Annotated in this window: 16 protein-coding genes; 3 read left to right on the forward strand and 13 right to left on the reverse strand. The window is 55.1% G+C overall.

What is annotated here, in order from left to right:
- The first annotated feature begins 5 nt into the window (after positions 1–5).
- Entirely contained in the window at positions 6–533 is a 528-nt protein-coding gene (locus KI236_RS03180) for a YcxB family protein (RefSeq protein ID WP_212819254.1), read from the forward strand.
- 50 nt (positions 534–583) lie between these two features.
- On the opposite strand, the gene KI236_RS03185 is transcribed toward KI236_RS03180, so the two are convergent.
- The 12 genes from KI236_RS03185 to ruvC all read right to left on the reverse strand — a co-directional run bounded on the left by KI236_RS03185 (position 584) and on the right by ruvC (position 10529).
- On the reverse strand, positions 584–1363 hold the full coding sequence (locus KI236_RS03185; RefSeq protein ID WP_212819256.1) for a type III pantothenate kinase: 780 nt from the start codon (positions 1361–1363) through the stop codon (positions 584–586).
- A 104-nt stretch (positions 1364–1467) separates the two neighbouring features.
- Complete coding sequence (spoIVA, locus tag KI236_RS03190) at positions 1468–2952, reverse strand: stage IV sporulation protein A (RefSeq protein ID WP_212820627.1); 1485 nt, start codon at positions 2950–2952, stop codon at positions 1468–1470.
- 350 nt (positions 2953–3302) lie between these two features.
- Positions 3303–4037: a YebC/PmpR family DNA-binding transcriptional regulator gene (locus KI236_RS03195; protein WP_212819258.1), complete on the reverse strand. Its 735-nt coding sequence runs from the start codon at positions 4035–4037 to the stop codon at positions 3303–3305.
- 13 nt (positions 4038–4050) lie between these two features.
- Complete coding sequence (locus KI236_RS03200; protein ID WP_212819260.1) at positions 4051–4827, reverse strand: Nif3-like dinuclear metal center hexameric protein; 777 nt, start codon at positions 4825–4827, stop codon at positions 4051–4053.
- Positions 4824–5519, reverse strand: coding sequence for a tRNA (adenine(22)-N(1))-methyltransferase (locus KI236_RS03205; protein ID WP_212819262.1), 696 nt, complete (start codon positions 5517–5519; stop codon positions 4824–4826). Before KI236_RS03205 ends, KI236_RS03200 begins: the two co-directional genes overlap by 4 nt.
- Before the next feature lie 102 nt (positions 5520–5621).
- On the reverse strand, positions 5622–5822 hold the full coding sequence (locus KI236_RS03210) for a DUF1858 domain-containing protein (protein WP_212819264.1): 201 nt from the start codon (positions 5820–5822) through the stop codon (positions 5622–5624).
- Positions 5823–5958: 136 nt separating this feature from the next.
- Positions 5959–6237, reverse strand: coding sequence for a zinc-ribbon domain containing protein (locus KI236_RS03215; RefSeq protein ID WP_212819266.1), 279 nt, complete (start codon positions 6235–6237; stop codon positions 5959–5961).
- Between the two features lie 34 nt (positions 6238–6271).
- Positions 6272–6883, reverse strand: coding sequence for a sigma-70 family RNA polymerase sigma factor (locus tag KI236_RS03220; protein WP_212819268.1), 612 nt, complete (start codon positions 6881–6883; stop codon positions 6272–6274).
- 83 nt (positions 6884–6966) lie between these two features.
- Entirely contained in the window at positions 6967–8316 is a 1350-nt protein-coding gene (gene glmM, locus KI236_RS03225) for a phosphoglucosamine mutase (protein WP_212819270.1), read from the reverse strand.
- Between the two features lie 22 nt (positions 8317–8338).
- The gene (ruvB, locus tag KI236_RS03230; protein ID WP_212819272.1) at positions 8339–9379 is read right to left on the reverse strand and encodes a Holliday junction branch migration DNA helicase RuvB; all 1041 of its coding nucleotides are present in this window, start codon (positions 9377–9379) and stop codon (positions 8339–8341) included.
- Between the two features lie 27 nt (positions 9380–9406).
- The gene (gene ruvA / locus KI236_RS03235) at positions 9407–10000 is read right to left on the reverse strand and encodes a Holliday junction branch migration protein RuvA (protein WP_212819274.1); all 594 of its coding nucleotides are present in this window, start codon (positions 9998–10000) and stop codon (positions 9407–9409) included.
- Positions 10001–10016: 16 nt separating this feature from the next.
- On the reverse strand, positions 10017–10529 hold the full coding sequence (gene ruvC / locus KI236_RS03240) for a crossover junction endodeoxyribonuclease RuvC (protein ID WP_212819276.1): 513 nt from the start codon (positions 10527–10529) through the stop codon (positions 10017–10019).
- Between the two features lie 179 nt (positions 10530–10708).
- On the opposite strand from ruvC, the gene KI236_RS03245 reads away from it, so the two are divergent.
- Both KI236_RS03245 and KI236_RS03250 read left to right on the forward strand, forming a co-directional pair.
- On the forward strand, positions 10709–11887 hold the full coding sequence (locus tag KI236_RS03245) for a Coenzyme F420 hydrogenase/dehydrogenase, beta subunit C-terminal domain (protein ID WP_212819278.1): 1179 nt from the start codon (positions 10709–10711) through the stop codon (positions 11885–11887).
- Positions 11884–12462 (forward strand): epoxyqueuosine reductase QueH, encoded by a 579-nt coding sequence (locus KI236_RS03250; protein ID WP_212819280.1) that lies wholly within the window; start codon positions 11884–11886, stop codon positions 12460–12462. Before KI236_RS03245 ends, KI236_RS03250 begins: the two co-directional genes overlap by 4 nt.
- A gap of 48 nt (positions 12463–12510) precedes the next feature.
- On the opposite strand, the gene KI236_RS03255 is transcribed toward KI236_RS03250, so the two are convergent.
- Positions 12511–12948, reverse strand: a complete 438-nt coding sequence (locus KI236_RS03255; RefSeq protein ID WP_212819282.1) for an ACT domain-containing protein — start codon at positions 12946–12948, stop codon at positions 12511–12513.
- Positions 12949–12993: the final 45 nt, after the last annotated feature.

Raw genomic sequence — 12993 nt, forward strand, 5'->3', positions numbered from 1 at the left:
TCGTTATGGTCAGGTGCAGCATTGAGGTTGGAAAAAAAGAACAGGAAATTCTGAAGCAAATTGTCTTGGCCGGGAGCAAAAATGTAAAAAAACGAAAATTGGCCGCAGGCATTTCGGCAGTTACATCCTTTATCATGCTGGCGTATATCATTCTGATTTTCCCATATGGCCATATTGGACAAGTCGTGTTCGGTGTGCTGCTGTTTGCTTTCTTTCTGTGGCTTGCTATAAAAGGGGTGGCTGTCATTCAAAAAAAGGTGCTGGACATAGCACTGTCTAAGCTGGATGATAAACTGACCTCCGGAAAACGGGAGTACTGTTTTGACGTAGACGGAATTCAAATCAGCTCCGATTTCGGCAGTGGTACACATCTTTGGAACGCCTTTACATGCTGGGGAATCTTTCAGAATTACATATATATCCGAATGCTGAGGGATGAATTTATTCTTGTTGACCAAAACAGCTTATCAGAAAGTAGCAGAGATGAATTGAAACTTATTTTGACTCAGAATTTAAAACAAGAATCGCTTTGATCTTTTAACCTGAAAGGATCAGAGGCCCATGGGCCTCTGATCCTTTCAGATTATTTCTCTTTATTCTTCAGATAAATCAGCTGTAAGCCCTCCATGAGCAGGTACTTATCGTAAATGATCTGATTGCGGCAGTAACGCACGATGACAGGCGCGTTGCCGCCGGTGGCCACGATGGTAGGTTTTTCACCGGGGATGGTCTCTCTGATACGGTCGATGATACCGTCCAGCATTCCCGCCGAGCCGTAAACGATACCGTTGCGCATGCAGTCCTCGGTGTTTTTCCCTATGAGGTTCTTAGTGGGATGCTGCAGGGCCACATTTTGCAGCAGGGCCGAGTGCTCGGACAGCGCATCCAACGACAGCCGTACCCCCGGGAACATCATGCCGCCCTCATAGGTGCGCTGGCGGGAAATGTAGGAGATGGTGGTAGCCGTACCCATTTCAATCATAATAATGGGAGCGGGATATTTTTCCAATGCCGCCACGGCATTGGCCACCAGATCGGTGCCCAGTTGATTGTGTACCTCCATACGAATATTCAGTCCTGTCTTGATGCCCGGTCCCACTACCATGGGCTCTTTGCCCAGCAGACGGGTCAGTGCCTTGTGCATCATAAAGTTGATGCCCGGCACCACGCTGGAGAAAATAGCCCCGGTGACCTGGCGGATATCGTAGCCATAGAGAGCAAACAGATTCATCAGGTCAATGCTGATCTGGTCCGCGGTCTTACGACTGTCTGTGTCGATGGAGGCCAAGAATTTGAGATCCCGGCCCTCTCCAAAGAGGCCAACACTGATGTTGGAGTTCCCAATGTCAATAGCAAGCAGCATACCGGCTCTCCCTTCCGCTTTTTCTTTATCATAACACGCTTTTTTTCAAAAAACAAGACGGATGCTCTGCGCAACCGTCTTATTCTTTGTAATGGCATTCCCCTTTACAGAATTATGCAGATAAGGCCTCCGCTGCCTTCATTGATGATGCGCTCCAGAGCCTCACGCATTTTTTTCTGAGAAGGCTCCGGCATCCGTTTGAGCTTGGCCTGCAGGTCATCGCCTACGATCTCATTGAAGCTGCGGCCAAAAATATTGGACTGCCACAGTTTTTGCTTGTCGCCCTGGTACTGCTGGAGAAGGTAATTTACCATGTCCTCCGACTGCTTTTCGTCGCCGACTATGGGGGAAACGGTGGTCGCAATGTCTGCCCGGATCATATGAATGGATGGCGCACTGGCCTTCATTTTCAGACTGTACCGTCCCCCCTGCCGCACGATCTCCGGATCCTCCAGCTTCAGCTCTCCCAGCTCCGGCGTCACGATTCCATAGCCGGTGCTGTAGGCCGCCCGGAGGGCCGGGGCCACCTTATCATATTCCCGACGCACCTTAGAAAGATCCGTGAGTAGATCCATCAGGTCGCCGTCATCCTGCACTGTAAAGCCCGTTTCCTTGCCAACGGTTTCGTAAAACAGCGCCCTGGGCGGATCCATTTGCAGCGCAGCGCAGCCCAAGCCCAGGTCCATTTGCCGCAGCTTAACGCACTCGATCATGTCGCTCTGCTCCAGCTCCCGGGCCACGGCATCCATCTGCCGCATATGGGTCAGGCGCCCTCCCTCCCGGGCAACCAGCTCCACCATGGTTTTTTTGATGGGATGCTCCTCCGGCAAGACCTCCACCCAAGACGGGAAAAACACATCCAGCTCCTGCAAGGGAAACTCGTACAATAAGCTTTGGATGATCTCCTGTATCTCCCCCTCGCTCAGACGCAGGCAGTTCACCGGCAGGCATTTAGCATCATACTTTCTGCTCAGGCTTTCGGCGATCTCGGTCGCCTCGGCGCTATCGGGCTGGGCGCTGTTTACCAGAACCACAAAGGGCTTTCCGATGGCCTGCAGCTCCCGGATAGCCCGCTCCTCCGCCTCCAGATAATCCTCCCGGGGAATTTCCGTCACCGTACCGTCGGTGGTAATGACGATGCCTACGGTTGCATGCTCGGATATGACCTTGCGGGTACCGATTTCCGCCGCCTCTGCCAAAGGTATCTCATGATCCAGCCACGGAGTCATCACCATACGAGGGGCCAGGTCCTCAAACTGTCCCATAGCGCCCGGCACCAGGTATCCCACGCAGTCCACCAATCTTACGCCAAATTCTGCACCATTAGGCAGGCGTAGCTGCACCGCTTTCTCCGGGATAAATTTGGGCTCTGCGGTCATAATGGTGCGCCCGGAGCCGCTCTGAGGCAGCTCGTCAATGGCCCGGTCCCGGCTGAAGTCATCGTTCATCCGGGGCAGCACCTGGGTCTGCATAAAGCGCTTGATAAATGTGGATTTTCCCGTGCGCACAGGCCCCACCACGCCGATATAAATATTGCCGTCCGTTCGCTGGGCCATGCTCTCATAAATATCTGTGACCTGATTCGTCATTTCCAACCATTCCTTTCTCCTGCAAACGGCAAGGCCGTCACTGTCGTTTGCTCTACTGTATGAAAAGGCAGGCCGGTTTAGACGAAAAAAAAGCACCCCGAATGGGGTGCGTTGAGACTGTCGAAAAACCCTCTGGGTTTTTCCGACAAAAGGTTTGCGGTCTGCTGCGCGCATAATTTGTCCGTTTGTAACGGACAAATTCCACACTGGCAGCCTGAGAGGTATTTTCTCTCACGCACATGTCGCGAGAGAAAATGATTTCATTTCTTTGCCGCCTGCGGGCGGCAAACTCTGCGAGGCTTTTTTGACACACTGAAGCAACCCGGATGGGGCGCAAGATCAGCTAAAAATCAGTCCTGCTGCCAGTTGTGCCACACATTCTGGACATCCTCGTTGTCATCCAGCATATCCAGCAGCTTTTCCATGTTCTTTACATCGTCCTCACCGGTCATGGTGACATAGTTCTGGGGGACCATCTCAAGCTCGGCGCTCTCGAAAGTATAGCCCTTCTTCTCCAGCGCCGCTACCACATCGTTGAAGGCGTCGGGGTCCGTGGTAATTTCAAAGACAGGGCCATCGGCGGAGAAATCCTCTGCGCCGGAGTCCAAAGCGTCCATCATCACGGTATCCTCGTCCAGCTCCTCATCCTCGTTGCTGATGACGATGACGCCCTTGCGATCAAAGCTCCAGCTAACGCAGCCCTGAGCGCCCATACCCTTGCCGAACTTATCAAAATAGTGGCGAATTTCCGGGGCGGTGCGCTGACGGTTGTCGGTAAGGGCCTCCACAATGACGGCCACGCCGCAGGGACCATAGCCCTCGTAAGTAACGGACTCGTAGTTATCGGTGTTGCCTGCGCCCAGGGCCTTATCGATGGTGCGCTTGATGTTATCGTTGGGCATATTGGCAGCCTTGGCCTTGGCAATAACGGTGGCCAGGCGGGAGTTATTGGCAGGATCGCCGCTGCCCCCCTGCTTCACCGCCACAATGATCTCCTTGGCGATCTTAGTAAAGGCAGCGCTGCGCTTGGCGTCAGCCGCGCCCTTGGTTTTTTGAATATTGTGCCACTTGGAATGTCCTGACATAGTTTACTCTCCTTCAAATGCAGTATTGGATGACCTCGCTTTTATGCGAGATCGAAGTGGAAACGGAAACTGCGGAAAATGTTGCCTGCAGCCGCCGACATAACTCGGGAACAATGACCTGCTCCGTGGGGAAATGTCCGGCGTCAATGAGGTTCAGCTCTTTTGTATCCAGAAAATCGTGGTAACGAAGATCGGATGTCACAAAGGTATCGCAGCCCAATGCAATAGCCTGCGCAATATAGTCGCCGCAAGCGCCGCCGCCCACCGCCACGCGGTGTACGGCCTTGCCGCAGTCGGTAAAGCGCAATCCATTGCATCCTAATAATTCTACCACAAACCGGGTGAAGTCCACAAGGGGTAATTCACATTTTAATGTGCCCACCCGGCCAATTTTTTCCTCTGTAAGCGGTTGTGTGTCCAAAAGGCCCAGTTTTTCGGCCAAAACATCGTTCACGCCGCCCTCTGCCGCATCCAGATTGGTATGCATACAGATGGCAGAGATGCGATTTTCCACCAACCCGGTGAGAATGCGGCCCTGGCGGTCATCGGAGCGCAGCGTCTGAACCGGATGCCAGGCACAATTCATCACCGGATGATGCGAAACGATGAGATCAGCCCCGGTTTGCACGGCCTCCTCCACCACGGACTCGGTAATATCCAGGGTTGTGAGAATTTTTTTCACCTCCCGGACCGGATCGCCTACCAGCAGGCCCACATTGTCCCAACTCGCTGCCAGGCCGGCCGGGGCCCAGGTATAAAGGAAGCTTTCCACATCCCGCACGGTTATCATAGCTGTGCCCTCCTCTCCATAAGTACTTGCTTGATTCTTCCCAGCTCCCGGGCCCGTCGGCGGTTTTCATCTCCGCTGCTTTTCGCAAGTCCCTGCTCCGCCTGTTCCAATCGGCGGATACGCTGGGTAAGGTATTCCCCTGCCAGAGGGTCCACCTCAATATCTATACCCCCGTATATCTCCGCCACGGAAAGGGACGGCTGAGGTCCTCCGTAGACGGTGAAAATGGGGTATAAGTAGTCCTTGTCCTGCACCAGCCGCTCCGCGCACTGGGCATAGCCGTTTTCATTGAGCCAGCGGCGCAGAGGCTCCTGCTTAGTCATGGGCTGGAGCAGCAAAAGTGTTTCACCCGACCGAGTCCAGGGAGCTTGGGACAGGATACGGATGATCGTCTCACCGCCCATCCCGGCAATGACCACTGTGTCTGCATCCTCCGGGCTGATGCCGCAAAGGCCGTCGCAGCACAGAAAGCGCAGGCCGCACTCTACGCCGTATTGCTCCGCTGTGCGGCGGGCGTGATCCAGAGGCGCCCGGCCAATATCGGCGGCAATGGCGGAGGCGATGCGGCCCCGCTGCAGCAGATAGACCGGCAGATAACCGTGATCTGTCCCTATATCCGCCAGGCGGGCACCCTGGGGCACCAGATCAGCCAAAAGCCGTAAGCGCGGCTGCAATTGCAACTGTTCCGTCATTTTTTTACCTCCGGCAAGGATAAAAGGATCGTTCGACGCACTGCCTATTTATAGACAGACTGAAGCGCATACGGTCAGGGCCGTATGCGCTTACTGATTTGCTTACTTGTTGGCTTCTTCGTTTACCAGAGCCAGCAGCTTCTCGCAATCCACGCCATGCACCATGCAGGCCTCCTCCACGGTCTCGCCGCGAGAGGAAGGGCAGCCCAGGCAATGCATACCGATGGACAGGAAAATAGGAGCGGTCTGGGGCGCAACATCCAGAATATCACCGATAATGGTGTCTTTGGTAATTTCAATCATGGTAATTGACCTCCACTTAATCTTTGGTTTTCTTATTATAACCCGTTTACCGACTTTTTTCAACAACAATTTTTATTCCCATAGAAAAACCGGCGCAGCAAGCTGCACCGGTTTATTTCTATTATTCAGCAAAGAATCAGCCGTTCTCTCTCATCTTGGCGAAGCAGTCGCTGCAGTAAACAGGACGGTCGCTCTTGGGCTCAAAGGGAACCTTGGCCTCGCCGCCGCAGGCAGCGCAGGTAGCGGTGAAATACTCACGGGGACCGCGGGCAGCGTTCTTGCGGGCGTCACGGCAGGCCTTGCAGCGCTGGGGCTCATTCTGGAAGCCTCTCTCTGCATAGAACTCCTGCTCACCGGCGGTGAACACGAACTCGTTGCCACATTCTTTGCAAACTAAAGTCTTATCTTCGTACATGATTTTACCCTCTCTTTTGAGAAATATATTGCGCTCAGCCATTGCTGATATCGCCGGAAGAAATTTGCCGCGCTACCTTGCGGCGGATACGCTGAACGGCATTATCCACGGATTTATAGGGCTTGCCCACCGTGGCTGCAATCTCGCCGCAGCTACAGCCGTCCAGATACAGATCCAGAACCCGGATCTCCAAATCGGAAAGCTGACTGCGCACTCGATTCAGTAGCGCCGCAGCCTTTTCCCGGTCGATCAGCAGATCCTCGGGGTCTAATTGACTATACTGTGGCTGCGCATCAAGTAAAAATGCATTCAGGGGTACGGATTCGTTTAACGGACTATGCTTACCGGCCAGAGACGCCCGTATTACCGAATACAGCCGTCTGCGAATGCAGACCTCTGCAAAGGTTTGAAAGCTGGCTTCCCGGTCCGGCCTGAACTCGCGCATGGCCTTTACCAAGCCGAACATACACTCCTGCAGCAGATCCTCGCTGTCGCCCCCGGCTAAAAAATAGGGGTGGGTGCAGCTGCGGACCATTCTGCTGTAGCGATGGACCAGTATTTCCTCTGCATCGGCGTTGCCGCTCTGCAGTGCCTGGCATAGCTCCTCGTCTGAGAGCCGCTCCAGCTCACTATACTGTTTCTGCATATATCCGTCCATCCGTTATTATACCTTTTCTATGAATTAATTGTCAAGCAATCCGTAAAATTTTGTTAATACTATGCAAAACCTTATATGTTTTTTATGAAATCAGCCAAAGCCTGCGCCACGGTATGAGCCGTCTCGACAGTCTTCGCCTCAACCATGACCCGAATGAGGGCCTCCGTACCGGAGGGACGGACCAAAATACGGCCCTCTCCGTGCAGCGCATCCTCGTGCTTACGCACCTGCTCCCACAGGCGTTCATCGCCCATAATACGCTCCTTGGCCCCGCCCACGGCGGATACCGGCACATTAATGAGCTCCTGGGGGTACTGGGCGCAGCAGGATACCAGCTCGGACGCCGGGACTCCCGCCTCGCAGTAGGCCTGGATAAATTGCAGAGCCGTCAGCTCGCCGTCGCCGGTGGTAGCAAACTCCCGGAAGATCGTGTGGCCCGACTGCTCACCGCCGATCATGTAGCCGCACTCGATCATCTTCTCCAGCACATGGCGGTCTCCCACATCGGTGCAGACCAGCCGATAGTCTCCCTTGCGGCAAAACTCATGCAGACCCAGGTTGGACATAACCGTGGCTACAATGGCATCACCGTTGAGGATGCCCCGTCTGCGCATGGACCGACCGCACACGGCCAACACCTTGTCGCCATCAATGACGCTTCCCTTTTCGTCTACCAGCAGGCAGCGGTCGGCGTCGCCGTCAAAGGCGATACCCAAGTCGTACTTCCCTGCCACTACGCCCCGGCACAGAGTCTCCATATGGGTGGAGCCGCAGCCTCTGTTGATGTTTACACCGTCGGGTTTATCGAAAATAAAGTCCGCATGCAGGGGCAGCTTGCCAAACAGATCCGGCGCCGTGGCGGAGGATGCGCCGTTGGCACAGTCCACCAACACCCGCAGGCCCCGCATATCGCAGTCTACGGTGGAAAGAAGATGGCTGATATAATCCGATTTCATCTGGCGCATACCGTGCAGACGCATACCGATCTGGTCGTGGGTCTTAACGGGCAGTGTCTCCCCGGAGAGAACGATGTTCTCCACCTTTTCCTCCATCTCATCGGAGATCTTGTAGCCCTGGCCGCCGAAAATCTTAATGCCGTTATGCTCATAGGGATTATGGGAGGCGGAGATAACGATACCCGCATCCGCCTCCTCCTGCACCGTGAGAAATGCTACCGCCGGGGTAGGGATGGTGCCGAAGGGCATAACGCTGCCGCCCATGGAGCAGATGCCGGCCATCAGCGCAGACTCCAGCATGTCCGAGGAAATGCGCGTGTCCTTACCGATGCTGATGATGGGCGCGCCGCCCTTTTGCTCTGTTAAAACAATGGTGATGGCCTGGCCCACACGGTAGGCCAGCTCCGCTGTAAGTGTCTCCCCTACTACACCGCGAATGCCGTCGGTGCCGAAAAGTTTACCCATTTCAATTATTCCTCCAAAATTCTTATAGTGAAAGCTGCTCCTGGTCCAGGTAGGCAAGGTGCAGATGGTCGTATGCTTTTTTGGTGACGCAGCGCCCCCGGGGCGTACGGGTCAGAAAGCCAAGCTGCATCAGATATGGCTCGTACACATCCTCCAGGGTAACGGATTCTTCCCCGATGGTGGCTGCCAGGGTCTCCAATCCCACCGGACCGCCGCCGTAGTTTTCGATGATAGCCCGGAGCATGCGACGGTCCACCGGGTCCAGGCCCAGGTGGTCGATTTCCAGCGCCTGCAGCGCCTGATCTGCCACCGCATCGGTGATGACGCCGTCTGCCTTCACCTGGGCAAAGTCACGCACACGGCGGAGCATACGGTTGGCGATACGGGGTGTGCCCCGGGAACGCCGGGCGATCTCCATGGAGCCGGAGGGCTCAATAGGTACCCGCAGGATGCCCGCGCTGCGGGTAACGATCTGAGCCAGCTCCTGGGGGGAGTAAAGCTCCAGACGCAGTGTTACGCCGAAACGGTCGCGCAAGGGTGCAGAAAGCTGGCCGGCCCGGGTGGTAGCCCCGATAAGGGTAAAATGAGGCAGGTCCAGCCGGATAGAGTTAGCCGATGGTCCCTTGCCGATGATGATGTCGATGGCGTAGTCCTCCATGGCGGGATAGAGAATTTCTTCCACGGAGCGATTCAGGCGGTGAATTTCATCCACAAACAGGATGTCATTTTCCTGTAAATTGGTCAGCAGTGCCGCCAGGTCGCCGGGCTTTTCAATGGCCGGCCCGGAGGTAATGCGAATGTTTACGCCCATCTCTGCGGCAATAATACCCGCCAGGGTGGTCTTGCCCAGGCCGGGAGGGCCGTGGAGCAGCACATGATCCAGCGACTCAGCCCGGCGACGAGCCGCTTCGATAAAAATGGAAAGATTTTCCTTCGCTTTGCTTTGGCCGATATATTCGTTTAAGGTATGCGGGCGCAGGGAAACCTCCCCGCTGTCCTCGGGCTGAAGAGTGGTGGACACCAGGGAATCGTCAAATATATCGTTGCCGAAATCAATACTCACGCTTCATTCTCCTTTGTGCGCCGCACCTCAGCGGGCCATCTTTTTCAGGGCAATGCGGATCATTTCCTCCACAGGCAGTGCCGCATCCACGCCCTTAAGAGCAGCGGAAATCTCTTGGGACGAGTAGCCCAGCACCGCCAGCGCCGAAGCCGCCTCCTGGGTCTTGCCCCCGGCGGGAATCGGCGACAGGGGGCCCATCCTGGCGTCAAATCCGGTCTGCTCCTTGGCCAGCTTGTCTTTCAGCTCCAGAATGATGCGTTGGGCAATCTTTTTGCCGATGCCCGGAACACCCGTAAGGGACTTCTCATCTCCGGTAACGATGCTCAGAGCCAACTGGTCCGGCGTTCCCGAGGATAAAATAGCCAGCGCCGCCTTGGGTCCCACACCGGAGACCCCCAGCAGCATCTTAAAGCTGCTCAGCTCCGCCTGGGTAGAAAAGCCATACAGGTCAAAAATCTCCTCCCGCACATGGAGGTAGGTGTAAAGCTTGGCCTGCTCTCCCCTCTTGAGCTGGGCCAAGGTATAGTTGGTGGTAGCGCAGGCATAGCCAACCCCACCGCAGTCGATGACCGCCAGATTCGGGCCGATTTCTGCCACCGTTCCATTCACATAATAATACATAGATTCTTCTCTTTTCTTACACAGTCTCCTTCACGCCCGGGTCTGTACGCCGCAGCAGGCTGGTGGCACTGCGGGCATGACACAGAGCAATCGCCAAGGCATCAGCGGCGTCGTCGGGCCGGGGCACAGCCTTCAGCTTCAGCAGCCGACGGGTCATGTCCATCACCTGCTTCTTGTCCGCCAGTCCATACCCCACCACCGCCTGCTTCACCTGCATGGGCGTATACTCATAGATGGGCAGCTTGTGCTTTTCTGCCGCACAAAGGATGACCCCTCTGGCATGGGCCACGGCGATGCCCGTGGTGATATTTTTGGAAAAAAACAGCTCCTCAATAGACATTTCATCAGGCTGGAAAGATTGAATCAGCTCCTCCATGTCCCGGCTGATCTGCAAAAGACGCGCAGCAAGGGGCTGACCGGCGGGGGTTGTGATGGCGCCGTATTGCAGCATCCGCAGGCTACCCCGGTCAGACTCAATAAGCCCGAACCCCACAATAGCAACCCCCGGATCAATGCCCAGAATACGCATAGCAAACCTCCGCCAATTAATCCGTTTCAGTATAGCAGATTCTACTGCAAATGGCAAGTCTTACAGCCGATTCTTTCGGGAATTGTGCCGGAAAAAAGTTTCATTCGTTCAATAAAAAAGGGGCTGTTGCTTTACGCCCAGCGAGGTGGTATAATAGGGAAAAAATCGGAGGTACGGCCATGATCTCTACCGCGTCTGCCCATCTTGCACCCAAAGAGCACTGCACCGGCTGCAGCGCGTGCGCCAGCGGCTGCCCTCGGGGCGCTATCAAAATGGTTGCCGATAAGGAGGGGTTTCTCTATCCCCAGGTGACGGATGCCTGTGTCCACTGCGGTCACTGCACCCATATATGCCCGGCTTTGAAGCACCGGGAGCAGCGGCCTGAGCCCACAGTATTTGCTGTTTGGAATGAGGACGAGGCCCAGAGGCGGCTGTCCACCTCCGGCGGTGCGTTTGCCGCCATTGCCGGCTTTGTGCTGGAGTCCGGAGGCGTAGTATTCGGCGCGGCCATGGACGGAGATATGCGGGTGGTCCACACAGCTATCCAAAGCAAAGAGGATCTGCCGCGGCTCATGGGCACAAAGCTGGTCCAAAGCGACATGGGTGAGTGCTTCCAGCAGGTTCGCTATTATCTGGATCGTGGTACCTTTGTTTTCTTTACAGGCACGCCCTGTCAAGTTGATGGCCTTTACAGATATTTAGGGGAATCTCCGGAGCTTCTTCTCACGGCGGACACCCTTTGCAGCGGTGTTCCCTCCCCAGGGGTGTGGAGCAAGGTGGTGGATGCCATGCACTACATCAAGCAGCGTCGGGTCACCGCCGTGCAGTTCTGCAAAAAGCTCACAGGCAGCGAATCTCGCTTTGTGGTGGACTTTGAGGGCGGCGGCCAATATGACGCACCTCTGGGTAAATCTGACTACGGTCGGGGCCTGTTTCGGGGGTTATTTCTGCGCCCGGCCTGCTACCACTGCACCTGCTGCAGCACGAATCGCGTGGCCGACCTGACCTTTGGCTCCTTTAAGGGGCTGCCATCCGACTTTTATCCCCAGCAGCAGAAATTAGGCGTTTCCATGCTGCTTATCAACACCGTCAAGGGTGCGCACATCTTTGATATGATCCCCCTGCATCGTGAGAAACGGACTCTGGCGGAGGCGGTGGCCGGAAACCCGGCTCTCAGTCATCCTGCAGCCTTCCCCAAGGAGCGTGCCGCCTTCTTTGACGCCTTTATCAACCAGCCGTTCCACAAGGTCTATCACCGCTTTTTCTCTATATCCGATTGGTCGTACCGGGTGGCGAATGAGGGAAAGCTCCGCAATTTCATTCGCCGCATTCAATCCGGAAAGAAGGATGAGAAATGACCAAAACTCTGCTGCACACCTGCTGCGCCCCCTGCTCCGTCTCCTGTGTGGAGCAGCTGCGCACCGAGGGCATTGAACCGGTTTCCTACTGGTTTAATCCCAACATCCATCCCTATCAGGAGTATAAGGCCCGCCGGGACACCCTCATCGGCTATGCCAAACAGATAAATATGGAGCTGATCGTGCAGGAGGACTACGGCCTGCGAGAATTTACCTGCGCTGTGGCAGAGGATATTGACCATCGCTGCGGAACATGCTATGAAATGCGTTTGGACCGGGCCGCTGAATTCGCTGCGGAAAACGGGTTTGACTCCTTTACCTCCACGCTGTTCGTCAGTCCCTATCAGCAGCACGAGCGCATGGCCCAGATTGCCGAGCAAGCGGCCCGGAAATGGGGCGTTTCCTTCCTCTACCGGGACTTTCGTCCGGGATTTCGCAGCGGTCAGCAGCAGGCCCGAGAGCTCGGACTCTATATGCAAAAATACTGTGGCTGCATTTTCAGCGAAGAGGATCGCTACGCAAAGCAGATTCTTCGCGATCAGCAGGAGCCGCTGAAGCACTTTCAAAACCGATAATTTCAAAAAATTTTGGGAGCCTTTCGGCTCCCCTTTTTTTATTCGCATTTATCCCGCTAAAACCTCGAATTTCAGCACGCCGAAGGCGCCGGAAATACCGGCCATCATCTCCTCCAGCCCCTCCTTCATTTCGCTGGTCTCGGCAGAGATAGTCACGCCCGCGCAGCCATTGGTGGGGATAGTCTGATTAATGGTCAGTATATTTGCGCCGGAATTGGCAAAAATAGACAGGTAGTTGCTGAGCACACCGGGGTTGTCCTTCAGTAAGGCGTAAAAAGTAATGATACGTCCGGCCTTCATGTCCTGAAACGGCTGCACCGCATCCTTATACTTATAAAAGGCGCTGCGGCTGATGTTCATAAGCCGGGCGGCCTCACCAACATTCTTTGCCTCCCCCACCTGCAGCATCCGCTTAGCCTCGGCCACTTTAATAAAGATGTCCGGCAGCGCATCCTCGGACACAATGTAGTACTTCTTCTTGCTCATAGCCGCATCCCCCAAAGCCTATCGTTATTCACTGTTATTTTAGCA

This window comes from Vescimonas fastidiosa (assembly GCF_018326305.1).
In the GTDB taxonomy this organism is placed as follows: Bacteria; Bacillota; Clostridia; order Oscillospirales; family Oscillospiraceae; genus Vescimonas; species Vescimonas fastidiosa.